Source organism: Actinomycetospora sp. CA-053990 (assembly GCF_050948445.1).
Taxonomy (GTDB): domain Bacteria; phylum Actinomycetota; class Actinomycetes; order Mycobacteriales; family Pseudonocardiaceae; genus Actinomycetospora; species Actinomycetospora callitridis.
On the sequence record NZ_CP192043.1, the window covers coordinates 6,194,266 to 6,220,029 of the forward strand.

Below are 25,764 nucleotides of genomic sequence, written 5' to 3' on the forward strand. Positions count from 1 at the left end.
CGTAGAAGCAGCGAACAGCGCGTTCGTTGCGAGACTCACGGCGCCGGCTCCACGGTCAGGGTCAGGTCGCGGACGCGCAGGGCGCCGGCGTGGGTGGGCACGCTGGTCGAGGTCCCGGGCGCGCGGGCGACGGTGCAGCGGACGCCGTCGAGGATCACGGTGCCCGAGGCGCCCGGAGACAACGCCGGGCCGAGGTCGGCGACGGCCCTGGTGAGCACGCGCTGGAGCTCGCGCAGGGCGGGCTCGGACAGGCGCGCGGTGAACCCCTCGGCCCCCGCCTCGACCAGCTCGGCGCGGGCGGCGGCGGCGCGCTTCTCCGCCTCCGCACGGCGAGCCAGGAGGTGGCGGCGCTCCTGACTGCGGTCCTGCACGCGGCTGGTGCGCCCGCGGCTGGTGGTGTCGCCGCGCTCGCGCAGGCTAACCGGCACCTGCGCGGTCGGCGCGTCCCACCACGACATCGCGGCGTCCACAGGGTCGGTGTCGTCGCCGCCCGCGCCCCCGAGGTGCCGGGCGCCGGCGAGCCCGAACGCCGCGGCCGCGATCTCGTGGACCGAGGCGGGATCGCTGCGGTCGAAGAACAGCGCGAGACGCAGGTAGTCCGCGCGCCGCGACGCCCCGGCGGTGCCGCTGCGCGAGAGCCGGGTGAGGTTCTGGGTCAGGGTGCGGACGGCGTCCACGGCGTCCCGCTCGAGCACCTGGATGCGGCTCGGGCGCCCCGGCGCGCCGAGGAACCACGACGCGAGGTTCTCCCAGTCGGCCTCCACCGCACCCGGCTCCCGGCGCACGCGCACACTCGACAGCCCCGCCGCCGCGACCCGGGCCGCGAGCCCGTCGGCCGCCCGGTCGACGATCACAGGGACGCGCGGCAGCACCGTCTCCAGCAGCGCGCCGACCGGGCGGGCCCGGCGGCGCAGCGCCTCGAGCCGCTCGCCGACGTAGCCGACGAGCACCTCGGAGAAGAACGCGAACTCGTCCTCGTCGAGGTCGAACCGCGACTGCCACTGGTTGATCGCCGCGAAGAACTGGGTGATCTCCGCGGAGAACGCGACGTGCGGGTCGAACACCGCGCGCACGGCCTCGGCGAGCCGACCGGGCGGGGCGCTCGCAGCGTCGAGAGCGGCCAGGGCCGACAGCCCCTCCCGCAGCTGGTCGAGGCGGCCCAGGGAGACGTCGCGCACGTCGTCGACCTGCGAGAGCACACCCTCGACGACGTCGTGCACCTCCTGCCCGACGCGCGTGATCAGGTAGCGGTTGCGGCGCCGGTAGTAGTCCTCGACGGTGCCGACCTGGCCCACCGACGCCGACACCTCGAGGTTGCCCCAGCCCCGCAGCGCCTCCAGGCGCGCGGTCACCGTCGACTCGTCGAGCTCCGTGCCCACCTCCGCGAGCCGGGCCGTGACCTCGGCGGGGGTCAGCTCGGCGAAGAACGTGCCGGCGAAGACGGTGAGGATCGCCCGGTACTCGGGCGACTCGGTGACGTAGGCGAAGACGGAGGTCCGGACGCCGGGTCGATGGGTCGAGCTCCGCTCCCCTATCGGCGTGCTGAGTTCGATGTCTCCCGTCATGCCTTGACCTCCAGGGAAGCCCCGTCCCACCGGTAGTGCACGAGCGCGATGGCCCGCAGCTCCGGGTCGCGCAGCACCTCGGTGATCGCGAGCGCCGGCACGTTCGGGTGCGTGCCCCACAGCCGCTCGGAGGTGACGACGAAGTCGACGTCGAGGTCGACGAGCAGGCCGAAGAGCTTGGCGTGGTTGTCCTCGGACACCTTCGCGAACGCGTCGTCGAGCAGCACCAGCCGCGGTGCGCCCACGCCGTGCGGGTCGTGCGCGGCGGCGCTCGCCGCGGCCGCGGCGGCCATCGGCAGCACGGTGACCAGCTTCTTCTCGCCCTCGGACAGCGTCGTCCGGCGTGTCAGCAGCTCGTCGCTGCGCCCGGGCCGGCGCAGGTAGAGCCGCATCTCGTGCCAGGTGCGGTAGTCGAGGACCTCGCCGATGACGCTGCGGTACGACGCCTCGGGATCGTGGGTGCGCGCCTGCTCGACGAGCGTCTTCACGGCCTCGCGCACCTGGTCGTCCTCGTCGGGGCTGCGCAGGTCCGGGTGCTTGCCGAGGAGCTCCAGCGCCGTCGCGGTCTCCGGGTCGAGGTCGCCGCGCGGGCGCCAGTCGAGCCGCACGCCGATGCCCTGGCTGGACGTGACGCCCTTGAGGATGCGGTTCATCCGGTCGACCAGCTCGCGCGCCGAGAACAGCGCGTCGGCGACCTCGCGGGCGATCCGGCCGTGCAGCAGGTTGCGCAGCGCCTGGTCCTGCTGGGCCGACAGCAGGCTCACGGCCCGGCGGCGCTGCACCGCGACCCGGTGCACCATCTGCGCGAGCACCGCCCGCGACGGCCCGCTGACGTGCACCGCGAGCGGCATCCCGTCCGCGGACCGGGTGCTCTCGATGTCCCAGCCGCTGGCCAGCTCGTCGCGGGCCGTGCGCAGCGCCTTCTCCAGGGCGTCCTCGCTGACGGCCCGGCGTGGCGCGGGAAGCCGCGCCCGCAGGGCCGCGACGAGCTCCTCGGCGCCCTCGACGGTGTCGGCGACGGACGGGAGGGGTTCCGGGGCGACGTCCTCGTCGGCGTCGTCGGCGTCCCCGGCCGGCTCGGTCGACCGCTCCGCCGCCGCCAGCAGCCCCGGCACCGCGGCCGCGTCGACCAGACGTCCCCGCGCCCCGCGCGCCGCCCCTGGCGCTCGTCGAGGGCGCGGCGGGACTCCTCGAGCGTCATCTCGGCCTTCGACACGGCCACCGCAGCCGCCGTCTGCTGCTCGCGGGCGCCCTCGAGCTGCCCGGCGACCTCGCGCAGGCGGTCGTCGAGCTCGCCGACGCGCGCGGCGACCTTGGCCGGCTCCTCGCCGAGGGACTCCTCGATCGTCGACAGTTCCGTGCGGACCGACGCCCCGTGGGTGGCGGCAGCGCGGTGCTCGCCGACGGCGGTCGCGTGGTCGGCCGCGTCCCGCTCCCAGGCGCTGATCGCCTCGCGCCACGAGCGCGCGGTCCGGGTGACACGGTCGCGGGCGGAGTCCACGCCGGCGAGCGCACGCTCGGCGTCGACCACGGACTCGAGCAGGCCGTCGAGCCGCTCCGGGTCGGTGGGCACGCCCGCCTCGGCGGCGGCCCGGGACAGCGCCGCCCAGGCGTCGTCGGCGCGGCGGCGGGCGTCGGTCGCCGACGCCGTCAGCTCGCGGTGGCGGGCCTCGGCGCCCTCGGCGTAGCGGACGGCGCCGGTCGCGGCGGCCACGGCGTCGTCCACCCCGCGCGTGCCGGGCAGCTCCGCGACGAGCCGGCGCAGTGTCGCGGCGTGCGCGTCGAGGGCGTCGGAGGTCGCGCGCGCGGCGTCGCGACGGGCCTCAGCGTCGGTGACGAGCGCTGCGAGCTCGGCGAGACGCCGCGCCCGGGCCTGCGCGCGGGCACCCGCCCCGACGTGCTCCGCGGCGGGCTTGGCGTGCCGTCCGCGCAGGGGGCCCAGGCCGAAGGTGCCGTCGGTGGCGACGTGGACCGGGCCGGCTCCGCCATCGACACCGACACCCACGGCCCCGAGCACCCCCGCGACGGCCTCGACCGGCACCTCGCCCGTGTCGACCGGCGCCAGCAGCGTGTCGAGCGCGGTGCCGCCGGCGGAGGCCGACGGGCCCACCGTGAGGTCGCCGATGCGCAGCGTCCCCGTGCCGTCGGAGGCGTCGACGGCCGCGGCGAGCAGCCCCGACGCTTCCAGGGCCGCCTCGAGGCCGGCGCGCTCGGCGTCGTCGAGGTGGTCGCGGAAGTCGACCAGCGAGGCCAACCGCGTCCCGTCGGGGACGTCGTCGTCGGTGCGCCAGGGCGCGCGCGGCAGCGCCAGCTCGCCGGCGTCCTCGACCCGCGCGTGCTCGGCGCGCCACTGCGACAGCTCGGCCTCGACGTCGGTGACGCGGGTGGCGGCGACGGTCCGCGCCTGGGTGAGCGTCGCCGTCAGGTCGTCGGCGGCTTGCCGTGCCCGGGCCCGCCGGGCCTCGGCGGCGCGGCGCAGGTCGTCGTCGTCGGGCTCGTCGTCCACCGTCGCGGGCACGGCGAGCCAGCCCGCGTTCCCGTCCGGCTCGGCCGGCGGCAGGGCGGCGACGTGCTCGGCGAGACGCCGGGTCCAGCCGGCGACGGCGTCCGCGTGCTCGTCGGCGGCGGCCCGCGCGGCCCGGCGAGCAGCCGCCGCCTGCTCGGCGGCGGCCTCGTGCGCGGCGAGCGCGTCGGCGGCGGCGACGTCCGCAGCCTCGGCGGTCTCCGTGGCGCGCCGGGCACCGCTCGCGCGCTCGGCGACGTCGCGCACCGTCGTGCGGTGGGTGCGCAGGGCGTCGCCGACGGCGGTCAGGGGGCCCGCGAGGTGGGCGGTGAGGTCGTCCTCCGGGTCCTGCGGCACGTCGACCGTGGTCTCGCCCGCCTCGTCGCGCCGCGGCTCGGTGGCCGGCGTCGGCGGGTCGGGGAGCGTCGCGGCGATCGACGGGGCGGACGCCGCGCGCGCCGCGGCCGCGACCGCCCGCAGCCCGTCGGCCACCCCGGCAAGGTCGGAGTCGAGCTGACCGCGCGCGGCGGCCACGGCCGAGGCGGCGGCGGTGACGCGGTCGCGGGCACGGGCGCGGTGGCCGTCGAGGGTCGCGGTGTGGGCGTCGGCGCGGGCGACCTCGTCGCGGCGGCGCACGAGGTCGGCGTGCGCCGTGTACTCGGGCAGCGCCGCGAGGCCGGCGCGCTCCGCGGTGGCCGCGGCGTGGTCGTCGGTGAGGTCGGTCACCACCGTCGCGGCCGTCGTCTGCGCGGCCGTCGCCTTCTCGACGCCGCCCCGGTCGCGCTCGAGGCGCCGGGCGGCGGTGCGGGCGGCGTCGACCGTGCCCGCGGTGTCGTCGACCGCGGCCGCGAGGACGCGCCGGGCGTAGTCGGTATAGGTCTCGACGGCGCCGTCGAGCGCCTCGGCGGTGCGCGCGAGGTCGGTGACGTTGCGGCGGTGGTCCTCGAGGTCCTCGAGCGGTTGCGCAGCGTCGTGCACCGCGTCCTCGGGAACGGGCGGCAGCGCCTCGCGCAGCGTGCGCGGCAGGTCGGTGTCGATCCGGTCGCCGACGCGCGGGTTGCGCACCTGGTGCAGCAGCCGGAAGTACGCGCCCGGGTCGACGCCGCCGAAGAAGCGCCGCGCGATCTCGGCGCGGTACTCGGCGGTGGACGTGAACACCTGCCCGCGCGTGCCCAGCTCGGAGCGCAGCACGTCGATGGAGAACGGGACGTCGGCCTCGGTGAGCCGTAGGTCGATCCGGACCCGGCGGTCGGTGGAGAACCACCAGGTGGCGACGCGGTCGGTGCTGCGGTTGGCCCGGATGCCACAACCGACCGTCCGGTACTCGGTGTCTCCTCCTGCGGCGCATCGCTCGAACTCGATCCACAGGTAGCCCGTGCGCTGCGTGTCGTCGTGGTCGGACAGCATCCAGCTGCGCAGCACGCCGCGCTGCTCGCCCGCCGCGTCGATCTTCCGGACGTCGGCCTCGAGCAGGAACGGCAGCAGCATGTTCATCGCCGTCGACTTGCCCGACCCGTTGACGCCGCGCAGCAGCAGGCGTCCGCCGGCGAACTCCAGCACCTCGTCCTGGTACTGGTAGACGTTCAGGATGCCGGCGCGGGAGGGCCTCCAGCGCTGCTCGGGATCGTCAGCGGGCACCCGGACGAGGGTACGGAGCGGGTCCTACTTGCCCGCGAGCCAGTCGGGATCGCCGACGAGGGCGAGCACCTCGCGGGGCGTGTCGACGAACCGTGGATCGCCGGCCGCACCGCGCTGCCAGGTCAGGGCGCGGGCGACGACGGCGGCCCGGCAGGCGGTCTCGGCGAGCCGCCGGAGCTCCTCGGGTGGTGCGAGGTCGGCGAAGACCTCGAGATAGGCCTCGCGGGGACGGGTGATCGCGGGGTCGTCCGCAGCGACCTGCAGCGTGCGCCGCAGCGAGCCCAGCGCGACGAGCAGGCTGGCGAACGGGTGGGCGAGCACGGCGTCGCCCCAGTCGGCGAAGCGCCTGTCGACCAGGACGTTGCCGACGTGCAGGTCCTGGTGGTCGACGGTCGGGGCGGCGGTCCCGTCGAGCTCCGCCGCCCAGCCGGCGACGAGGGCGCGGGGGTCGTCGCTTCGCGTTCCGATCGTTGCGACGGCCTCGTCGTACCGGTCGACCAGCGCGCCGGGGGTGGCGTCGGGGACGGCCGTGGCCCGGAGGTCGCCGAGGTGCGGAGCCAGGGCGCGCTGCAGGCGGGCGTAGCGCGGGAGGGCCGCCGTCATCGCGTCGGAGGGGTCCACGGCGGTGTCGCGGACGCTGGGGCCGTGGTCGGGCAGCAGGAGCCGACGGTCGTCGACCGCGAGCGGGGTCGCGACGGCGTCCGGGGCGAGGCGGGCGATCAGGTCGTGCAGCGGGACCTCGTGCGCCATGCCCGGCGCGGGCTCCTTGAGCCAGAGCGGGCCCTCGGCCGTCGGGATGCGCAGCACCGTCGACCAGGCGCGGTGGCGCTGCTCGACCTCGCCGATCGGGCGCAGGCCGGTGGTCTCCGTGACCCACGCGAGCACCTCGTCGCGCCAGGCGTCGGACCCGCGGGTGGTCATCGGGGTCATTGTCGCGGTCGGGCTACCGTGCTGGCGTGCTCGTCGTCCTGCCGCCGTCGGAGACCAAGGCGCCCGGTGGGCGCGGGCGCCCGCTCGACCTCGACGCGCTCTCGTTCCCGTCGCTGAACCCGACGCGGAAGGTGCTGGTCGACGAGGTGGTCGCGCTCGCGGCCGACCTGCCGGCCTCGCGGGCGGCGCTGGACATCTCCGAGCGTCAGGACGACGAGATCGCGCGCAACGCCGCCCTGTGGACCGCACCGACGGCGCCGGCGCTGCGCCGCTACACCGGGGTGCTCTACGACGCGCTGGACCCGGCGTCGCTGACTGCGGCCGCCCGACGTCGCCTGCTCGTCTGCTCGGCGCTGTTCGGGCTGGTCGGGGGCACCGACCCGATCCCCGCCTACCGGCTCTCGGGCGGGAGCGCGCTGCCGGGCCGTGACGGGTTGCGGACGCTGTGGCGCCCGGAGCTCATGCCCCTGCTCGCCGACGCCGACGATCTGGTGGTCGACCTGCGCTCGGGTCCCTACGCCGCGCTCGGCCCGGCGCGCGGCGCGGTGACCCTCGACGTGCACAGCGAGGCGGCGGACGGCTCGCGCACGGTGGTCAGCCACGCGAACAAGTCGCACAAGGGCCGTGCCGCCCGGATCCTCGCCTCGTCCCGGCGCCGCCCGAAGGACGCCGGCGGGGTGCTCGCGCTCCTGCGCGACGCCGGCCTGCGCGTCGAACAGGCCTCCGACCACGCGCTGGTGCTCGTCGTCCCGCGCTGATGTCAGCCTGGGGGCCATGCTGACGTCAGACGTCAGAAAGCCCCCAGCCTCGCGCCGCGGCCCGGCCTGGCCGGATCGCTCAAGATCGTGGTGGATTTCCTGACGTTGAACGTCAGCATGGTCCCCACGCTGGCACGCCCCACGCCGGCTTGCACTCAGTGCAGGTCGGCCAGCACCGCGTCCGAGAAGGGCGGCCAGGCGGACTTGGCCCAGTCGCCGAAGTCGCGGTCGGTCAGGGCCACGGCGGCCGCGCCGGCGTCCGGGTCCACCCACAGGAACGTGCCCGCCTGGCCGAAGTGGCCGAAGGTGCGCGGGGAGTTCGCCGTCCCCGTCCAGTGCGGGGACTTGCCGTCGCGCAGCTCGAACCCCAGGCCCCAGTCGTTGGGCTTCTGGTGCCCGAAGCCCGGGATCGTGCCGTTGAGCCCCGGGAACTGCACCGACGTCGCCTCGGCCAGCGTCGACGGGTGGAGCAGGGTCGGCGCCTGGAGCTCGGCGGCCAGGCGGAGCATGTCGTCGAGCGTCGAGGTCGCGCCGTGGCCCGGCGAGCCGTCGAGGGTCGTCGACGTCATCCCGAGCGGCTCGAGCACCGCCTCGTGCAGGTAGTCGGCGAAGCCGATGCCGGTCGCCTCCTCGATCGTCGAGGCCAGGACCTCGAAGCCCGCCGAGGAGTACAGCCGCCGCGCGCCGACCTCGGCGACCGAACGGTGCTCGCCGAACGCGAGCCCCGAGGTGTGGGCGAGCAGGTGGCGCACCGTGGAGCCCTCGGGCCCGGCGGGCTGGTCGAGGGAGATCGCCTCCTCCTCGACCGCCACCAGCGCTCCGTAGGCCACCAGCGGCTTGGTCACCGACGCCAGCGGGAAGCGCCGGGCGCCGTCCCCGCGGGTGCCGCGCACCGTGCCGTCGGCGGTCACCACGCCGGCGGCGGCGTGCTCGACGGGCCAGTCGTCGATCAGGGCGAGGCTCTGCACCCGCGGGAGCCTAGGGTCCGTCGGCGAGCGCGTCCCGGACCGCGCCCGCGGCGTCGTCGAGCAGGGACTTGCCGGCGTCGTAGCCCAGCGGCTGATTCGACATCAGCACGACGACGTAGCGGCCGTCGACGTCGGGCAGGCCCGTCGAGTGCAGGTCGATGCTCGACTGCAGACAGCACAGCCAGCCCTGCTTGGCGGCCGCGGCGCCGCGGCGGTCCGGGTCCAGCAGGCCGAACGCCTGGTCGAACCCGTCCGCGGCGGTGTCCTGCGCCCCCGCCAGGCCCGAGAGCACGAGGTCGCGGTCGGCGGGGCTCAGGCGCGTGAGGACGAAGACGTACACCGTGGCGACGTCGCGCGCCGACGTCTCCACCTCGCCCCACTGCCCCACGCGCTCGGGCGGCCGGGTCTGCGTGAGGCCCAGCTGCGCGGCGATGCGTACGACGCCCTCCTCGCCCCCGAAGCGCGACCACAGGCCGTTCATCGCCTCGTCGTCGCTGAGGCTCAGGGCGCGCCGGATGCGCTCGTCGTCGTCGGCGCTGGTCGTCACCTGGCCCGCCTCGCGGCGCGACAGGATGTCGGCGATCGTGAACAGCTTGGCCACCGAGGCCGCGCGCAGCTGGGTGTCGCCCTGGTCGTTCGTGGTGATCTGGCCCGTGCTGCGGTCGAGCACGGCCACGCCGAGCGTGACGTCGTCGCGTTCCTGCCCGGCGGAGGTGGTGGCGTCCACGGCCGCCCGGGCCCGCGACGGCGTGGGGGCCAGGGTCGTGGTGGGCGGCGTCGTCGCCGTCACCACCGGGCCGGGCGCCGGGGCAGGCACCGGGGCCGCCGCCGGCCGCGGTCCGGCGAACGAGCATCCGGCCACGAGGGCCGAGGCCACGAGCACGGAGGCAGCGAGGCGTGATCGGCCGGCGGGCACACGATCATCCTCCGCCCGATCAGGTGAATTCCGCGCGCCGACACACGGCCGGAGCCACCGATGTCACATGAGCGTCACGCCGCCAGGACGACGTCGTCGGCGCGCAGGGCGGCGACGACGTGCTCGGTCATGGACCGCTGGACCGCCCACTGGCGCCCGGGCTTGGTCATCGCGATGAGGCGCAGCGTCATGCCCGACGACGACAGCGACTCCACCCCGAGCACCTGCGGCTTCTGGAGCACGTCCTGGCCGTGACCGTGCTCGTCGATCCCGGCGGTGGCCGCCTCCTCGGCGGTCGCCGCGGCACGGGTGATGTCGGTGTCGAGGGCGAGCGGCACGTCGACGACGGCGACGGCGTGGTCCTGCGAGCCGTTGCCGACGCGCTCGATCGTGCCGTTGCGCACGTACCAGACCATGCCGGTGACGTCGCGCACCGTCGTCGTGCGCAGGCCGACGCGCTCGATGGTGCCGACCGCGTCACCGAGGTCGACGTGGTCGCCGACGCCGTACTGGTCCTCGAGCAGCATGAAGATCCCGGACAGGAAGTCCTTGACCAGGTTCTGGGCACCGAACCCGATGGCCAGCCCGAGCACGCCCGCGGAGGCGAGCACCGGCGCGAGGTTCACGCCGAACTGGCCCAGCACCATCATGAACGCGGTGCCGAAGATCAGGATCGTCGCGGCGTTCCGGATCACGGAGCCGACGGTGCGGGCGCGCTGGGCCCGGCGGGCGGACCCGAAGGCCTCGATGCGGTCGGCGTCGCTGACGCCGCGACGCCGGCGCACCAGGCTGAGCATCCCGGGCACACCGGCACCGGCGGCCACGTGCCCGATGACGCGGTTGACCACGAAGCGCAGGACCACGGCGACGAGCACGATGATCGCGACGGTGACGCCGATCTGGACGAGGGCGTCGACGGTGAGGGCAGGGGCGAACGGCACGGCGACCACCTCGGGGAGCGGGGAGCACAGCAGCGGGGAGCGCTGGTCTGGAGATGCCGGCACCGCACCGTGCCGGACGATCCGGCACGTCGCAAACCACCTGGGCACACGCGCGTGTCAGGCCGATCCGGGCATCAGGCACCCTTCGTCACGCGCGGGTCCCGCACGAAACGGGCGCGTCGAACGGGTGTGGGAGTCGGGAGCGGGGTAGAGAACCGGACATGGCGACCAGCAGCGCGGGTACGACCCGCCGCGACCGATCCCCCGTCCTGGTCGCCGCCGCCGTGGTGGCCGCCGTACCCGGGCTGGTCCTGCACGTCGCGGGCATCTCGCTGTCGCCACCGGTCGACGCCCTGCTCTTCGGCCTGGCGATCATCGGTGCGGCCTTCCTGCTGTCCTGGGCCGCGGAGGCCGCGCAGGTCGACATCTCCGCGGGCCTCGCGATCGCGCTCCTCGCGCTCGTGGCGGTGCTGCCCGAGTACGCCGTCGACTTCGTCTTCACCATCCAGGGCGGCGAGGCCTACGCCCAGTACGGGCCGACGTGTCTGCCGCCGGGCTCGGCGGAGCAGTCGCCCTGTGGCCTCGCGCTGGCCAACATGACCGGCGCCAACCGGATCCTCGTCGGCGTCGGGTGGGCGCTCGTCGTGCTGCTCGCCGCGATCCGGCTGCGCCGCGGGGGCGCCGACGCCGGGCAGGACGGCGGCGCCGGGACCTCGCACCAGCCGGGACACCCGACCAAGGTGACGCTGCTGCGCACCGACTCCGTGCCGCTGGTGTTCCTGCTCATCGCGACGCTCTACTCGTTGACCCTGCCGCTGCGCGTGAGCATCACGCTCGTCGACACCGTCGTCCTCGTCGGCATCTTCGTGCTCTACAGCATCCGTGTGTCGAAGGCGCCCGCCGAGGACCCCGATCTCATCGGCCCGTCGGCCTGGGTCGGACGGATGGACGCCCCGAAGCGCCGCACCGGCTACATCGGGCTCTTCGTCGTCGCCGCGGTGATCATCCTGCTGTGCGCCGAGCCCTTCGCCGAGTCGCTCGTCGAGACGGGTACCGAGCTGGGCATCAGCCAGTTCTTCCTCGTGCAGTGGCTCGCCCCGCTGGCGTCCGAGGCGCCCGAGCTGCTCGTCGCCGGCCTCTACGCCTGGCGTCTCAAGACCACCGACGCGCTGGCCACGCTGGTGTCGTCGAAGGTCAACCAGTGGTCGCTGCTCGTCGGCACGCTGCCGGTGGTGTTCGCCCTCTCGGCCGGCTCGTTCAACGGCCTGCCCATCGACGCGATGCAGCGCGAGGAGCTGCTCATCACCGCGGCGCAGTCGCTCTTCGCCGTGGCGCTGCTGGTGACGCTGTCGATCACCGTGGTCGGCGCGCTGAGCCTGCTCGGGCTCTTCCTCGCGCAGTTCGTCCTCGCCGCGACCCTGCCCCCGCCCCTGCAGGAGCTCGAGCTGCTGGTGCTCTCCGCCGTCTACCTGATCGCCGCGATCGTGCTGTTCGTCCGGCACCGCCGGGCCCTGGTCAGCCTGGTGCGCGACGGCCTGCGCACCCCGTACGCCGACCTGACCGAGGCGAAATGAGCGACCGCAAGCTGGCCGTGATGCTCGTGCACGGCGTCGAGAGCGCGGGCGAGCAGTACGCCGCCCGGGCGACCGAGCTCCTGCGCTCCGAGTTCACCCGCATCGCGGGGGTGTCCGCCGACGAGGCGCTCGTCATCGAGCCCGCGTTCTGGGCGCCGGTGTTCGAATCGGGGCAGGAGCAGCTGAGCGAGCGCCTCAGCGGTCCCGGGGCGAAGTGGCTGCTGAACATGCTCGACGCGCTCGCCGCGCGGGCCAGCCAGGGCTCGACGCCCGCGCTGCTGGCGGCGGCGTCCACGGCGGGCCTGCGCTGGCTTCCCGGGCTCGAGAACGCGCACTTCCCCACCCTGCGCTGGCTGATCGTGCACTACCTGGGCGACGCCGTGGCCTACCACTCGGGCACCGACGGCACGGGGCACTACGAGCAGGTCCAGACCGTGCTCGCCCGCAGCCTGCACGAGCTCGCCCTCAAGGCCGGCGACGACGCCCCGCTGGCGGTGCTCGGGCACAGCCTCGGCAGCGTCGTCTCCAGCGACTTCCTCTACGACCTGCAGGGCGTGGCGCAGGGGACCCCGCTCTATCCCGGCGCCCGGGCGGCCCTCGACGACACCCCGATCGAACGGGGCGAGACGTTCGGCTGGTTCTACACGCTCGGCAGCCCGCTGGCCCTGTGGGCGCAGCGCCACCCGGACTTCGGCGTCCCGCTGACGGTGCCGCACCCGGAGTTCGCCGAGCACCACCCCGACCAGCGCGGCGAGTGGGTCAACGTCTACGACCCCGACGACGTCATCGCCTCACCGCTGCGGCCGCTGAGCGACTCCTGGGCGCGTGCGGTCCGTGAGGACCGTCGGGTCGGCGTCGGGCCGTGGTGGCTCGGATGGACGCCCCTGGCCCACCCGTACTACTGGAACGACCGGCGCGTCGTCACCCCGATCGCCTCCCAGCTCGCCCAGGCCTGGCACCGCCTCTGAGCCGTGCTCTCGGGGGTGCACGGGCCTCACTCGCCGCGCCCGCCCGCGTCGACGAGGGCCCGGCACGCGGTCGGCCCGGGGGGAGTTCGTCGCCCGCACGCACTGCCGGTAGGCCCGGGCGGCGGACTGTCCGAAGACCACCGGTCCCTCGTCCTCCGCGGTCGTCCGAGGCACGGTGATGCGCGTCGTCCGGGTGCTCCGGGTCGTGGTCGGCCGGGACGTCGACGACCGCGGGGACGTGGCCGTGGTGGTCGTCGTGGGCGCGGGCACCGCGGTGGGCGTCGTCGACGGCGGGGCGACGGCCGTGGTGGTCGGCACGGCGGCGGGCGCCACCGCCACCACGGGCGCGACCGGCGCCTCGCTCGTCCTCACGATCTGGGTGCCGGCACCGACGCCGACGGCCAGCGTCGCGACGGCCAGCGCCGCCACGGCCCACGAACGGATCTCCGCCATGACGACCCATCGCGCCCCCGGCCCCCGGGGTTACCGCCCCCGCACGACCGGGTGTGCGCGGCTCACACCTTCGCCCGCTCCACCTGCTCGATCCGGTCCTCGGCGGCCTCCTCGGTCAGCCTGCGGCCGGCCTCGGCGTCGCGGGTGAGGTTCTCGCCGGTCTTGGGGTCGAAGACGTGCACCTTGCGGGTGTCGAGCCAGAACTCCGCCTCGCGGCCCTCGCGGATGCGGCTGGTGGAGTCGATCGAGACGACGGCCTGGGTGCGCAGCTGGTCGGAGTCGAGCTCGCGGGAGAGCTCCTTGAGCTGCTCGGTGACGTCCGCCGGCGCCTCGTACGGGATGTAGGCGTACTGGGCGTCGCCGAGCCACTCGGTGACGTCGACCCGAGCGGTGAACGTCGTCCCGCGCGGCTTCTTGGCCTCGTCGACGAGGCTCGCGTCCTCGAAGTACTCAGGGCGGATGCCGACGAGCAGCAGGTCGTGGCCGCTGATCTTCTTCGCCCGCTCCTCGTCCAGCTCGATCGCGCCGAACGGGGTCTGCAGCGCGTTCCCCGACACGGACGCGGGCAGGAAGTTCATGGGCGGCGAGCCGATGAACCCGGCGACGAAGAGGTTGACGGGCTGCTCGTAGAGCTCGCGCGGCGACGCCACCTGCTGGATGACGCCCTTGCGCAGCACGCAGACGCGGTCGCCGAGGGTCATGGCCTCGGTCTGGTCGTGGGTGACGTAGACCGTCGTGATGCCGAGCCGGCGCTGCAGGCGCGCGATCTCGGTGCGCATCTGGCCGCGCAGCTTCGCGTCGAGGTTCGACAACGGCTCGTCGAACAGGAACGCGTCGGCGGCGCGGACGATCGCCCGCCCCATGGCGACACGCTGGCGCTGACCACCCGAGAGGTTGGCCGGCTTGCGCTCGAGGTGCTCGCGCAGCTCGAGGACGTCGGCGGCCTCGTCGACCCGCCTGCGGACCTCGTCGTCCGACACCTTCGCCAGGCGCAGCGGGAACGCGATGTTCTCGTAGACGGTCAGGTGCGGGTAGAGCGCGTAGTTCTGGAACACCATCGACAGATTGCGGTCGCGCGGCGCCTTGTCGTTGACGCGGTTCCCGGCGATGACCATGTCGCCCGAGGTGATGTCCTCGAGCCCGACGATCATCCGCAGCAGCGTCGACTTCCCGCAGCCCGACGGCCCGACCAGGATCATGAACTCGCCGTCGGCGATGTCGAGGCTCACGTCGTTCACGGCGGGGAAGCCGTCGCCGTACTTCTTGACGATGTGGCTCATCTCGATCGAGGCCATGCCACTCCTTGTCCTTTCTTGAGACGAGTCAGCCCTTCACGGCGCCGTTGGTCAGACCGGCGACGATACGTCGCTGGAAGAGGAGGACGAGGACGATCACCGGGATCGTCACGATGAGCGCCGCGGCGGCGATGGGGCCGTTCGGCGACTCGAACTGCGAGGCACCGGAGAACAGACCGAGGGCCGCGGGCACCGGTCTCGCCGCCTCGGTCGAGGTCAGCGAGATGCCGTAGACGAAGTCGTTCCAGGCCAGGAAGAACGCGATGATCGCCGTCGTGAACACGCCGGGCGCGGCGAGCGGGACGATCACCTTGCGGAAGGCCTGCCATGGCGTCGCCCCGTCGACCTGGGCGGCCTGTTCCATCTCCCACGGGATCTCGCGGAAGAAGGCCGACAGCGTCCAGATCGAGATCGGCAGGGTCAGCGACAGGTACGGGATGATGAGGCCCGGCCAGGTGTTGTAGAGCCCGATCTGGCGCCACAGGTTGAACAGCGGCGTGACGATCGAGATCACCGGGAAGATGGCGACGGCCAGCGCCGTCGACAGGATGATCTTCTTGCCCGGGAAGTCGAGGCGCGCGATCGCGTAGGCCGCGAACATCGACAGCAGGCACGAGATGAACGTGGCGATCAGGCAGATGCCGAACGAGTTCACCAGTGCCGGCAGGAAGAGTCCGGCCGCGTCGCCGACGAGGATCTGCTCGTAGTTCGCGCCGGAGAACGCGGTGGGCAGGAACTGCCCGTTGGCGATGTCGTCGGAGGACTTGAACGACAGCGACACGATCCACGCCACCGGGAAGAGGCAGTAGATGATGATGATCAGGCCGCCGATTCCCCAGCCGACCTTCTCGCGGGTGGACACCGTCTACTCCCCTCGCGCCTGGGACAGGTCGACCTTGAAGCCCTTGATGAACAGCGCGCTGATCAGCACCACCGACAGGAACAACAGCACCGACACCGCGGACCCCAGCCCGATCTCGACACGCTCGATCGTCTGGCGGTAGGCCAGGAACGAGACGGTCTCGGTGCTGTTGGCCCCCGCCGTCATGACGAACACCGAGTCGAAGACGCGGAACGCGTCCAGGGTGCGGAAGAGGACGGCGACCATGATCGCCGCCTTCATGTTCGGCAGCGTCACCCGCCGCAGCCGCTGCCACGCCGTCGCGCCGTCGACCTTGGCCGCCTCCTGGAGCACGTCGGGCACCTGCGCCAGGCCCGCGAGGAGCAGCAGCGAGATGAACGGCGTGGTCTTCCAGATCTCGGCCAGGCAGATCACGAACAGCGAGAGGCCCTGCGTGCCGAACCAGTCGGTGGTCGCCGAGACCCCCGGGACCCACGAGAACCAGGAGTTCACGAACCCGGAGTCGACGCTGAACGCGAACTGCCAGGCGAAGGCGGAGACCACCGTGATCACCGCGTAGGGGATGAGGATGACCGTGCGCAGGACCGGCCGCAGCCCCCGCAGCGCGTTGAGCATCACCAGCGCGAGCCCGAAGCCGAGGACCAGCTCGACCGCCACCGTGACGACGGTGATGAAGACGGTGACGCCGAACGAGGTCCACCAGACCGAGTCGGTGAGGATGACGCCGTAGTTGCCGAGGCCGACGAACGACGAGTTCTCCGGGTCGGTGAGGCGGTAGTCGAACAGCGAGTCGTAGATCGCCTGGACGATCGGGTACGCCGTGACCAGCAGCATCACCGCGAAGGCGGGGCCTGCGAGGTACCAGCCGAGCCGGCGCTCGGCCCGCGACTTGTCGTTGCGGTTGCCCGCGGTCGGGTCAGCAGCGCTGAGAGGACGTTCCAGCGTGGTCACAGGCCACCCCCGTCCGACGGTGCCGCGGGCGCGACGCAGGAGTGACCGCGGTAGCGGTCGTTGCGGGGGATCACAGCAGAGCCTCCTTCCTCAGCACCGCGGTGATGAGCGACGTCGCCGCCTCGTTGGTCGCGCCGGGGGTCACCGCGCCCGGCGGGTGGAAGGTCCGCTGGATGCCGCCGGAGACCTCGGCGTAGTACGGGGTCTGGGGCCGCGGCTTGGCCAGGGCGAGGGAGTCACGGATGACCGGGGCCATCGGGAACTCGGCCAGGACCTCCGGGTCGTCGAAGACCGAGGGCCGCGAGGACGGGTTGCCGTTCGAGACGAAGTAGTACGACGAGTTCGCCGGGCTGGAGATGCACGTCGTCGCCTCGTAGGCGAGGTCCGGGTGCTCGCTGAACGCGCCGACCCCGAGGTTGATGCCACCGAGCGGCGGCGCGCTGGGCCGGTCGGGCGTGGTCTGCGGGTAGATCGTCCACCCGTAGTCGTCGGGCACCGACTGGGGCAGCGTGCCCTCCTCGACGGCGGACTTCGCCTTCCCCCAGATGAAGGGGTAGTTGACCATGAACGCGGCCGAGCCGGACTGGAAGGACTCCGCGTTGGTGTCCTCGTCGGCCGTCGGGAACCCGGGCGGGGCGACACCGGCGTCGCCGAACTCGCGCAGGATCCGCGCGGCCTCGATGCCGGGCGGGGCGTTGAGGCCGAGCTGGACCAGCGCGGGGTCCTCCTCGCCGACGTTCGTGATGATCGAGCCGCCACCGGACTCGACGAGGGCGTTGACCCACACCGTCAGCGACTCACCCCGGACGCCCTGCGCGGCGATCTGCGTCTGGGCCCGCGAGGCGGCCTGGATGATCTGGTCCCAGGTCACCGGCCTGCTCATGTCCAGACCCATCCCCGCGACCGCGGACTTGCGGTACCAGAGGAGCTGGGTGTTGGCCCAGAACGGCACGGCGACGAGACGGCCCTGCCAGGTCGAGGCCTCGATCGAGCTGGGGAACCGGTCCTCGCGGGCAGCGGCCTCGACGGCCGGCGGCATCGGCGCGAGGAAGCCGGCCTGCGCGAACTCGGGCACGTAGGGCGGGTCGATGCTCATGATGTCGATCGACGAGTCGTTGGCCGCGAGGCGGCGCACGAGCTGCTGGCGCTGCTCGGACGCCTGCCGGGGCAGGGTGGACGTCGCGATCGTGTAGCGCCCGTTGGACGCCGCGGTGCAGCGCGCGGCGATCTCGGTCTGGCCCCCGTCGTCGGGGTTGATGTACCAGGTGAGCACCGGCGGCCCGGCCGGGCCGGAGCTGCACGCCGACACCAGAGCGGCCATGACCGCGACCACGACGGTCATGGACCACCGCAGTCGTCGTCGTGGGTGGCCCATTCGGTCATCCCCTCCCCAGCACGGGCGATGGAAGCGCTTCCGGGGGGAGACTGGTGACCCGGGTCTCACAAGTCAAGCGCTCAGAGCGACCGTCTGATGACCCTGTGACGTTTGGGGCAATGTGCTCGGACGTGCGACGCAGTGCGCCCGTTGGCGTCTGGAACCGCTTCCAGCCGCGTGCCATGCTCCGCCTGTGACCGGGGACACGAGTGGTGCGCAGGCTCCGCTGCGCCCTGCGGCGCGCGTGACCCTCGACGACGTGGCCCGCCACGCGGGGGTCTCGGCGGCGACGGCGTCGCGAGCCCTGGGCGACGGACCCCACGTCGCGGCCGCCACCCGGGAACGCGTCCGTGCCGCCGCCGAGGAGCTGGACTACGTCGCCTCCCCCGAGGCCACCCGGCTCGCGGGCGGGCCGACGGGACGGGTCGCCGTCCTCGTCCCCCACCCGTCGCGATGGTTCTTCGGCGAGCTGCTCGAGGGTCTCGAGGGCGAGCTGCGCGCCGCCGACCTCGACCTCGTCCTCTTCCGCGTCGGCGGGCCCGAGGAGCGCGCGGCGTTCTTCGCCCGCCTGCCGGCGCGCCGGAAGGTCGACGCGGTGGTCGTGCTCACGCCGGTGGACGAGACCGAGCACGCCCGTCTCGCGTCCCTCGACGTCGCCGTGGTCGCCGCGGGCGGGCGGGTCGCGCCCTACCCGTCGATCGCCGTCGACGAGCACATCGCCGGGCGCCAGGCGATGGACCACCTCCTGCACCTCGGGCACCGGAGGATCGGGATGATCGACGTGGAGGACACCGGGCGGCCCGACGGCCGGCGCGCGGCGTGGGAGGCGGCGCTGCACGACGCGGGCATCGAGCCGGACACGGACCTCGTCGTCACCGTGCCTGCGGACGGGGAGGGCGGTGCCGACGGGATGGCGCGGCTGCTGGGCCTGCGCTCGCCGCCGACCGCGGTGTTCGCCCACAGCGACGAGATCGCCCTCGGCGCGGTGCGCACGCTGCGCCGCGCGGGCCTGCGCGTCCCCGAGGACCTGTCGGTGATCGGGATCGACGACCACCCGCTGGCGGCGCTCACCGACCTCACGACCGTCGCCCAACCGGTGCGCGAGCAGGGCCGGCGTGCCGGTGAGCTCGTGCAGGCCGCCCTGCGCGGCGAGATCGACCAGCAGGCCGTGACCCTGCCGACCCGCCTGGTGCTGCGCAGCACCACCTCGCCCCCGGCGGCCCCGCGGTGAGCGCGCCCGACCTGCGCCTGCGGGCGCCGAGCCCGGAGCTGCTCGCCCTGCCGTGGGAACGCCCCCTCGGCGAGTGGGACGCGGCCACGGTGCCGCTGCGCGAGCTCCCCGTCGGACCGAGCCGGCACCTCGTGCGGTTCGTCGAGGCCGACGGGACGCTCTGGGCGCTCAAGGAGCTGCCGCCGCGCATCGCGCGCCACGAGTTCGACGTGCTGCGCCACCTCGAGGTCGAGTGCCTCCCGGCGGTGCGCCCGGCAGGGCTCGTCACCCAGCCCGACCACGACGTCGCGATCCTGCTGACCCGCTACCTCGTCGGGTCCTGGCAGTACCGGCGCCTCATCGCGCGGCTGCCCCCGAACCGGCCCGCGCACCGCGCGCGCCTCTTCGACGCCATGGTCGGCCTGCTCGTCGAGCTGCACCGCCACGGCGTCTACTGGGGCGACTGCTCGCTGGCCAACACGCTGTTCACCCGCGACGGCCAGCTCTACGCCGCCCGGCTCGTCGACGCCGAGACCAGCGAGGTGCACCCGTCGCTCTCCGACGGGCAGCGCGCCCAGGACCTGGAGATCCTCGTCGAGAACGTGGCGTCCGGGATGGTCGACCTCGCGGCGAGCCTCGGTCGTCCCCCCGAGATCGAGGACGAGCTCATCGCCGAGGCGATGGCGCTCCCCGAGCGCTACGAGGCGCTGTGGAACGCGCTGCACGCGATGCCGCAGTTCGCCTTCGGCGACCGCTACCGGGTCGAGGGGACGGTCCGCGAGCTCAACGACCTCGGCTACATCGTCGACGAGGTGAACCTGGCCCCGGCCGGGGACACCGGGGAGGGCGGCGGCCTGGTGCGCCTGCGGATGGCCGTCGGCGACCGCACCCACCACGCCCGGTACCTCAAGGAGCTGACCGGGCTCGAGGTCGGCGAGGGCCAGGCCCGCATCCTGCTGGGCGACCTGCGCGCCCACCAGCGGGCGCTCAGCCGCGACCAGTCCCGGCGCGTCACCGAGGGGGAGGCGATCGCGAGCTGGCTGCACGACGTCCTCACCCCCGGCATGCGGCGCGCGCACGCCGCGGTGCGCCACGTCGACACGGCGGTGCAGGCCTACTGCGACCTGCTCGAGGTCCGCTGGCTGCTCTCCGAGCAGGCCGGCGCGGACGTCGGCACCGAGCGGGCGCTCGAGGCGCTGGCCGAGCGGGCGCCCACGGACTCCGTCGCCCGCGCGCTCGTCGCCGACACCGCGTCGGACATCCCGATCGTCGCCCCCGACCCGGCCGTCCCGCCGGTGCCGCCGGACTGGTGAGCCCGGTGATCAGGACACGGCGAGCCACACCGCGGCGTCGCTACCGAGCCGCCCGTTCTCCAGGGGCACGCTGGTGAGCAGCACCTCGTCGTGGGCGGGCAGGTCGACCGGCGCGTCGGACAGGTTGACCACGCAGGCGAAGCCCGGCGCGCGGCGCAGGTGCAGCACCGCGTCACCGGGCGCCGAGACCCAGGTCAGGTCGCCGTCGCCCAGCGCCGGGTGCGCGCGCCGGCGGGCGAGGACCGTGCGGTAGAGCTCGAGCATCGAGTCGGGGTCGCCCTGCTGGCGCGACGCGGCGTAGCGCGCCCACCCGTCGGGCTGCGGGAGCCACGGCTCGGCCGCCCCGTCCGGGCTGAAGCCCGCCGACGCACCCTCCTCGTCCGACCACGGCAGCGGCACCCGGGCGCCGTCGCGGCCGCGGACCGTGTGCCCGGAACGCTCCCAGGTCGGATCCTGACGTTTCTCGTCAGGAATGTCCTCGACCTCTGGCAGGCCCAGCTCCTCGCCCTGGTAGACGTACATCCCGCCCGGCAGCGCGGCCTCGAGCACGCGGGCCGCCCGGGCGCGCCGGGTGCCCAGCGCGAGGTCGGGGGCGTCGCCCGAGACCGGCGGCACCGCGGACGTGGGCACACTCTCCGGCTCGCGGGCGGGCCGCCCGTAGCGGCTCGGGTGGCGGACGACGTCGTGGTTCGACAGCACCCAGGTCGCGGAGGCGCCGACCTCGCGCAGGTGGCCGGTCGTGACGTCGATGGCCTCGCGCAGCGCCGTCGGGTCCCACGGGGCGACGAGGTAGTCGAAGTTGAACGCGGTGTGCAGCCGGCCCGGCGCCACGTACCGGGCGAGCCGCTCCGGCGCCGGCGTCCAGGCCTCGGCGACGAACATCCGGTCGCCGGGGTAGGCGTCGGCCACCCGCCGCCACGACTCGTAGATCTCCAGCACCCCGTCCCGGTCGACGAACGGGTGCCCGCCCGGGCTGTAGCTGCGACCGAGCAGGTCGTCGGCGTCGCCGAGGTCGGGCAGCGCCGCGTCCTTCACCAGCCCGTGCGCGACGTCGATGCGGAACCCGTCGACGCCCCGGTCGAACCAGAACCGCAGGACCGCCTCGAACTCGGCGGCGACGTCCGGGTGCGCCCAGTTCAGGTCGGGCTGGCCGGGGTCGAAGAGGTGGAGGTACCAGGCACCGTCGGCTACCCGCGTCCACGCCGACCCGCCGAAGTGCGAGCGCCAGTTGTTCGGCGGCTCGGCGCCGTCGGGGCCCGACCCCGGCCGGAACACGTACCGGTCGCGCGCGCCGGGCTCGTCGGCGAGCGCGGCCCGGAACCACACGTGCTGGTCGGACGTGTGGTTCGGGACGATGTCCGGGATCAGCCGCAGCCCGTGCTCGTGGGCGTCGACGATCAGCTTCTCGGCGTCCGCCACGCTGCCGTAGGCCGGGTCGATCGTCCGGTAGTCGGCGACGTCGTAGCCGGCGTCGGCCTGCGGCGAGGCGTACCAGGGATTGATCCACAGCGCGTCGACGCCGAGGTCGGCGAGGTACGGCAACTTCTCGCGGATGCCCGCGATGTCACCGATCCCGTCGCCGTCCGCGTCGGCGAAGCTGCGGATGTAGACCTGGTAGATGACGGCGTCGCGCCACCAGGGCGTGTCGGGCACGGACGGCTCCCGGGTCGATCGTGGGGGGACGGCCCCTCCCACGATGCCCGATGAGCCCGGCGTCAGGCGCGGGCCGGGGCGCGCTCCTCGATCTCGTCGTCCTCGTACTCGTCGTCGAACTCGTCGTCGTCCTCGTCCTCGAGGTCCTCCGGCGCGGTGATCTCCTCCGGCGCCGGGGCCTCGTCGATGCCCTCGGGGGCACGCCGGGCGCGCAGCGTCTCGGTGGCCCGGCGCAGCATCTCCAGCGCCTGCGCGGCGAGGCGGACGACGAACGCGAGGAAGAGGCGTGCCTGCTCCATGACGAACGCGACCGCCGCGCCCGCGCTGCTCTGGCCCTCGGGGGCCGCTTCCTTCGTGCCGCCCGCGCCGCTGCTGCTCTCGCCGAGACGGTCGGCGAGGCCATCGACCTTCTCGACGGCGCGGTCGACCACGGCGGTCAGGACCTTGCCGGCGAGCACGGGGAGCATGCGCTTGGCGGCCTCGCCCAGGACCTGGTTGCTCATCTGACGGGGACCGGGGGTGGTGCCGTTGGTGGTCATCCCGCGCGACGTTAGACGTGCACAACCGGATCGACACTCCCCCGACGGCACCCACCCCGGTGGCACCTGCCCGTGCTCGCTCGCATCCGGACCAGGGTTACACCGGGCGCTCGAGCATCTCCCGGATCGCGGCGTCGATGAACGCGGTGTCGTCGGGGTTCTTCCCGCCCCCGGCGAAGTGGCCCCACACGCCCGGGATGACGCGGACGTCGCCGTGGGGGATGTGCTGCGACGCCCACACCTCGTCCTCGGGCGGGAAGTAGAGGTCCTTCTCGGCCGGCATCGAGAGGAGCGGGCAGCGGATGGAGTTCAGGGCCGCCACCGTGTCGCCGTCGAAGCCGGGCGTCTGCCCGACGTCGCCGTGCTCCCACGTCCACAGCATCGTGAGCAGGTTGTTCGGGTCGCGTCCGTCGAGCCAGAAGCCCTCCCAGAAGCCGACGAGGAAGTCCTCCAACGAGGAGTGACCGAGCCGGCGCCACTCCTCCTGCCAGTAGAACGCCTGCGAGAAGCCCCAGCCGGCGTAGATGCGGGCGAACGCGCGCAGCCCGCGCAGCGGCGGCGCGTCCGGCGCGTACCACCCGTCGGCGAAGGCGGCGTCCGCGCGCATCGCCTCGCCGAGCGAGTAGAGGAAGACCTTGTTGTGGTCCGCGGTGACGCTGGACCCGCAGAACGGGACGGCCCGCTGGACCATCTCGGGGTGGCTCACCGCCCACTGGTAGGTCTGGCCGGCACCCATCGACCAGCCGGTGACCAGCGCGAGGGTCTCGATCCCGAAGTGCTCGGTGACGAGGCGGTGCTGCGCGGCGACCTGGTCGTGGAACGTCACGAACGGGAAGCGCGCGCGGTCGTACGGCATCGGCTGGTTGCTCGGTGAGCTCGACAGCCCGTTGCCCAGCATGTTCGGGACGATGATGAACCACTCGGCGGGGTCGAGCGCCATGCCCGGCCCGATCAGCCACTCGTTGTCGGTGTGCCACCCGGAGAACCAGGTCGGGTAGACGATCGCGTTCGACCGGTCGGCGTTGAGCGTGCCGTACGTCCGGTAGGCGAGCCGGGCGTCCGGGAGCGTCATGCCGTGCTGGAGGACGACGTCACCGAGCGGGAAGTGCTCGGCGTCGGTGGGTGGCGGCATGCGTGGGCCCTCTCGGTCGACGGTGACCCCCGCCGGGCATCCGAGCACGCCGGAGTGCCGCGCCGTCGGCGCCGGGCGTGATCGTCACGAGACCGCAATCTCCGCCGCCCGGTGGCAGCATGGAGGGCGATGCGGCAGCCGGGGCGACGGGAGCGTCTGCTCGCCGCGCGCGAGCGCGACGGCGACACGTGCCTCTGGTGTGCGCGCGGCCTGACCGGCACCGTCGCGGCCACCACCGACCACGTCGTGCCCAAGGTCAAGGGCGGGCCGTCGTGGCTGGAGAACGAGGTGGCGGCCTGCCGCCGCTGCAACGGCGAGCGGGGGCACCGCGGGGCGGTGGAGTGGCTCGAGGAGTGCGAGCGACGTGGGTGGTCGCCCGACCCCGCGCGCCTGGAGCGGGTGCTCGTGTCGCTGGCCGACGCCATCGCCGAGCGGGGCGGTCAGCGTCGCGCGCGACCGCACCTCGACGCGCAGCTGCGCCGGCTGCGCAAGCGCTGGCCCTCGGCCGCCTAGCGGTCCCCGTACGCGGCGTCGAAGAACGCGAGCTCCAGATCGACGGTGCGCCGGAAGACCTCGCCCATGCGTTCGCGGGCGACGTCGTCGGTGGTGGCCGCGACCCGGTCGGTCTCGGCGCGCAGGAGGTCGACCCAGGCCGTGAACCCGGGCCCCCGGTGCAGGTCGATCCACTCGCGGTGCAGCCGGTCGGGCGGCGCGGCGTCGGGACGGGCGGCCCAGTCGAGGTAGAGCCACTCGGCGACGAGCAGGACGGTCAGCGCGACGCCGTAGTCGCCCGACCGGCGGGCGTCGTCCATCAGGTCGAGGAAGCCCTGCGTGGGCGGGAGCGGCTCGGCCGGCGCGGTGGCCCCGAGGCGTCCGAGGGCGCGCCCGAAGTAGTCGTCCTCGTCCGAGGCGACGAGCCCGAGCTGGCGGGCGATCGCCAGGCGGGCCGCCGTCGAGTCCGCGGTGGCCACGGCGGCGCCGAGCAGGGCGACGAACCGGTCGAGGAACAGGGCGTCCTGGGCGAGGTAGCGCGCGAGGACGGCGTCGTCGACGGTGCCCGCCCAGAGCTCATCGACGAACCGGTGGCCGGTCGCGGCGTGCCAGGTGGTCGACGTCGCGGCGCGCAGGTTCTCGGAGAAGCTCACGCCTCACTCCGTCTCGAGGATGCGGCTTTCCTGGCGTTGAGTGCCAGCGTGGACGCAGGGCTGGCACCCGGCCCCCCACGCCATGGCGCGGCCCGGGCACCGGCGAGCGGGGCGTTCGCCGGTGACCGGGCCGCGGGGCGTCCGGGCGCGCGCGGGAGGCCGCGCGCCGCCCGGGGGGTGCTCAGCGGGCGAACTCGTCGGGGTCGGGACCCAGGCGCTCCGCCTTCTCCATGGAGTTGATCGTGTTCATCTCGTCGTCGGAGAGCTCGAAGTCGAAGATCTCGAAGTTCTCGCGGATGCGCTCCGGGGTCACCGACTTCGGGAAGATGATGTTGCCGAGCTGGATGTGCCAGCGGAGCACCACCTGCGCGGGGGACTTGCCGTGCGCCTGCGCGATGTCGGCGAACTCGGGGGCGTCGAGCAGGCCCTTGCCCTGGCCGATCGGGCTCCACGCCTCGGTGCGGATGCCGTGGCGTTCGTGGTACGAGCGCAGGCCCGCCTGCTGCATGTGCGGGTGCAGCTCGATCTGGTTGATCGCGGGCACCGTCTCGGTCTCGGAGAGGAGGCGGTCGAGATGGTGCGGCTGGAAGTTCGAGACGCCGATCGTGCGCGTCTTCCCGTCGGCGTTCGCCTGCTCCAGGCCCTTCCACGTGTCGACGTAGAGGTCCTTGCCCGGCAGCGGCCAGTGGATGAGGTAGAGGTCGACGTGATCGAGCCCCATCACGCGCAGGCTCTCGTCGAGGGCCTTCTGCGAGTCCTCGTAGCCGTGGTTCGAGTTGTTGCACTTCGTCGTGATCCACAGCTGGTCACGCGGGATGTCCGACTTGGCGACGGCCTCGCCGACCTCGGCCTCGTTGCCGTACATCTGCGCGGTGTCGATGTGGCGGTAGCCGACGTCCAGCGCCGTCCGCACCGTCTCCGCGGTGTCCGACGGGTCGATCTGGAACACGCCGAAGCCCAGCTGCGGGATGGTCGTGCCGTTGTTCAGTTCGATACCGGGGACGTCACTCATACGGCTCGATTACCCGGGACCGTCCGGTCCTCAACCAGGGGTCGAGCGGCCGTCGGTGCACGG

Annotated in this window: 22 protein-coding genes; 6 read left to right on the forward strand and 16 right to left on the reverse strand. The window is 73.9% G+C overall.

The window, feature by feature from the left end; genetic code table 11:
- Positions 1–35: 35 nt before the first annotated feature.
- Genes ACQPYN_RS31525 through ACQPYN_RS31540 form a run of 4 tightly spaced genes read right to left on the reverse strand, consistent with a single transcriptional unit; the run spans position 36 to position 6,627 of the window.
- Positions 36–1,565 carry a TIGR02677 family protein gene (locus tag ACQPYN_RS31525; RefSeq protein ID WP_433031447.1) on the reverse strand — a complete coding sequence of 510 codons (1,530 nt, stop codon included), beginning with the start codon at positions 1,563–1,565 and terminating at the stop codon, positions 36–38.
- A complete protein-coding gene (locus tag ACQPYN_RS31530; RefSeq protein ID WP_433031450.1) occupies positions 1,562–2,416 on the reverse strand; it encodes an SbcC/MukB-like Walker B domain-containing protein in 855 nt (284 codons plus the stop codon). The genes ACQPYN_RS31525 and ACQPYN_RS31530 overlap by 4 nt, the downstream gene beginning before the upstream one ends.
- A complete protein-coding gene (locus ACQPYN_RS31535) occupies positions 2,326–5,706 on the reverse strand; it encodes a hypothetical protein (RefSeq protein WP_433031453.1) in 3,381 nt (1,126 codons plus the stop codon). The genes ACQPYN_RS31530 and ACQPYN_RS31535 overlap by 91 nt, the downstream gene beginning before the upstream one ends.
- A gap of 24 nt (positions 5,707–5,730) precedes the next feature.
- Complete coding sequence (locus tag ACQPYN_RS31540; RefSeq protein WP_433031456.1) at positions 5,731–6,627, reverse strand: hypothetical protein; 897 nt, start codon at positions 6,625–6,627, stop codon at positions 5,731–5,733.
- Positions 6,628–6,662: 35 nt separating this feature from the next.
- Here ACQPYN_RS31540 and ACQPYN_RS31545 point away from each other — a divergent pair, with 35 nt between their 5' ends.
- Positions 6,663–7,394, forward strand: coding sequence for a YaaA family protein (locus ACQPYN_RS31545; protein ID WP_433031459.1), 732 nt, complete (start codon positions 6,663–6,665; stop codon positions 7,392–7,394).
- A 155-nt stretch (positions 7,395–7,549) separates the two neighbouring features.
- Here ACQPYN_RS31545 and ACQPYN_RS31550 read toward each other — a convergent pair whose 3' ends face one another.
- The 3 genes from ACQPYN_RS31550 to ACQPYN_RS31560 form a co-directional block, all read right to left on the reverse strand.
- On the reverse strand, positions 7,550–8,362 hold the full coding sequence (locus ACQPYN_RS31550) for a serine hydrolase domain-containing protein (protein ID WP_433031462.1): 813 nt from the start codon (positions 8,360–8,362) through the stop codon (positions 7,550–7,552).
- A 10-nt stretch (positions 8,363–8,372) separates the two neighbouring features.
- Positions 8,373–9,278 carry a serine hydrolase gene (locus tag ACQPYN_RS31555; RefSeq protein WP_433031465.1) on the reverse strand — a complete coding sequence of 302 codons (906 nt, stop codon included), beginning with the start codon at positions 9,276–9,278 and terminating at the stop codon, positions 8,373–8,375.
- A gap of 74 nt (positions 9,279–9,352) precedes the next feature.
- Positions 9,353–10,219, reverse strand: coding sequence for a mechanosensitive ion channel family protein (locus tag ACQPYN_RS31560; RefSeq protein ID WP_433031468.1), 867 nt, complete (start codon positions 10,217–10,219; stop codon positions 9,353–9,355).
- Positions 10,220–10,440: 221 nt separating this feature from the next.
- On the opposite strand from ACQPYN_RS31560, the gene ACQPYN_RS31565 reads away from it, so the two are divergent.
- Complete coding sequence (locus tag ACQPYN_RS31565) at positions 10,441–11,793, forward strand: sodium:proton exchanger (RefSeq protein WP_433031471.1); 1,353 nt, start codon at positions 10,441–10,443, stop codon at positions 11,791–11,793.
- Positions 11,790–12,761, forward strand: a complete 972-nt coding sequence (locus tag ACQPYN_RS31570) for a hypothetical protein (protein WP_433031474.1) — start codon at positions 11,790–11,792, stop codon at positions 12,759–12,761. The genes ACQPYN_RS31565 and ACQPYN_RS31570 overlap by 4 nt, the downstream gene beginning before the upstream one ends.
- A gap of 515 nt (positions 12,762–13,276) precedes the next feature.
- Here ACQPYN_RS31570 and ACQPYN_RS31575 read toward each other — a convergent pair.
- The 4 genes from ACQPYN_RS31575 to ACQPYN_RS31590 all read right to left on the reverse strand — a co-directional run bounded on the left by ACQPYN_RS31575 (position 13,277) and on the right by ACQPYN_RS31590 (position 17,664).
- Positions 13,277–14,509, reverse strand: coding sequence for an ABC transporter ATP-binding protein (locus tag ACQPYN_RS31575; protein WP_433031477.1), 1,233 nt, complete (start codon positions 14,507–14,509; stop codon positions 13,277–13,279).
- Positions 14,510–14,537: 28 nt separating this feature from the next.
- Positions 14,538–15,371 carry a carbohydrate ABC transporter permease gene (locus ACQPYN_RS31580; RefSeq protein ID WP_274188993.1) on the reverse strand — a complete coding sequence of 278 codons (834 nt, stop codon included), beginning with the start codon at positions 15,369–15,371 and terminating at the stop codon, positions 14,538–14,540.
- A 3-nt stretch (positions 15,372–15,374) separates the two neighbouring features.
- Positions 15,375–16,322: a carbohydrate ABC transporter permease gene (locus ACQPYN_RS31585; protein WP_433031481.1), complete on the reverse strand. Its 948-nt coding sequence runs from the start codon at positions 16,320–16,322 to the stop codon at positions 15,375–15,377.
- A 70-nt stretch (positions 16,323–16,392) separates the two neighbouring features.
- Positions 16,393–17,664: an extracellular solute-binding protein gene (locus ACQPYN_RS31590; RefSeq protein ID WP_433031484.1), complete on the reverse strand. Its 1,272-nt coding sequence runs from the start codon at positions 17,662–17,664 to the stop codon at positions 16,393–16,395.
- Positions 17,665–17,890: 226 nt separating this feature from the next.
- Here ACQPYN_RS31590 and ACQPYN_RS31595 point away from each other — a divergent pair, with 226 nt between their 5' ends.
- Positions 17,891–18,928, forward strand: coding sequence for a LacI family DNA-binding transcriptional regulator (locus ACQPYN_RS31595; RefSeq protein WP_433031487.1), 1,038 nt, complete (start codon positions 17,891–17,893; stop codon positions 18,926–18,928).
- Positions 18,925–20,220: a DUF4032 domain-containing protein gene (locus tag ACQPYN_RS31600; RefSeq protein WP_433031490.1), complete on the forward strand. Its 1,296-nt coding sequence runs from the start codon at positions 18,925–18,927 to the stop codon at positions 20,218–20,220. The genes ACQPYN_RS31595 and ACQPYN_RS31600 overlap by 4 nt, the downstream gene beginning before the upstream one ends.
- A gap of 9 nt (positions 20,221–20,229) precedes the next feature.
- On the opposite strand, the gene ACQPYN_RS31605 is transcribed toward ACQPYN_RS31600, so the two are convergent.
- The 3 genes from ACQPYN_RS31605 to ACQPYN_RS31615 all read right to left on the reverse strand — a co-directional run bounded on the left by ACQPYN_RS31605 (position 20,230) and on the right by ACQPYN_RS31615 (position 23,544).
- Entirely contained in the window at positions 20,230–21,873 is a 1,644-nt protein-coding gene (locus ACQPYN_RS31605) for a glycoside hydrolase family 13 protein (protein WP_433031493.1), read from the reverse strand.
- 62 nt (positions 21,874–21,935) lie between these two features.
- Positions 21,936–22,412 carry a hypothetical protein gene (locus tag ACQPYN_RS31610; RefSeq protein WP_433031495.1) on the reverse strand — a complete coding sequence of 159 codons (477 nt, stop codon included), beginning with the start codon at positions 22,410–22,412 and terminating at the stop codon, positions 21,936–21,938.
- Positions 22,413–22,509: 97 nt separating this feature from the next.
- A complete protein-coding gene (locus ACQPYN_RS31615) occupies positions 22,510–23,544 on the reverse strand; it encodes an alpha/beta fold hydrolase (RefSeq protein WP_433031498.1) in 1,035 nt (344 codons plus the stop codon).
- 129 nt (positions 23,545–23,673) lie between these two features.
- On the opposite strand from ACQPYN_RS31615, the gene ACQPYN_RS31620 reads away from it, so the two are divergent.
- On the forward strand, positions 23,674–24,057 hold the full coding sequence (locus tag ACQPYN_RS31620) for an HNH endonuclease (RefSeq protein WP_433031501.1): 384 nt from the start codon (positions 23,674–23,676) through the stop codon (positions 24,055–24,057).
- Here the strand turns inward: ACQPYN_RS31620 and ACQPYN_RS31625 are convergent.
- Positions 24,054–24,689: a TenA family protein gene (locus tag ACQPYN_RS31625; protein ID WP_433031504.1), complete on the reverse strand. Its 636-nt coding sequence runs from the start codon at positions 24,687–24,689 to the stop codon at positions 24,054–24,056. The genes ACQPYN_RS31620 and ACQPYN_RS31625 overlap by 4 nt on opposite strands.
- 181 nt (positions 24,690–24,870) lie before the next feature.
- The gene (locus ACQPYN_RS31630) at positions 24,871–25,701 is read right to left on the reverse strand and encodes an aldo/keto reductase (RefSeq protein WP_433031507.1); all 831 of its coding nucleotides are present in this window, start codon (positions 25,699–25,701) and stop codon (positions 24,871–24,873) included.
- Positions 25,702–25,764 lie beyond the last annotated feature (63 nt).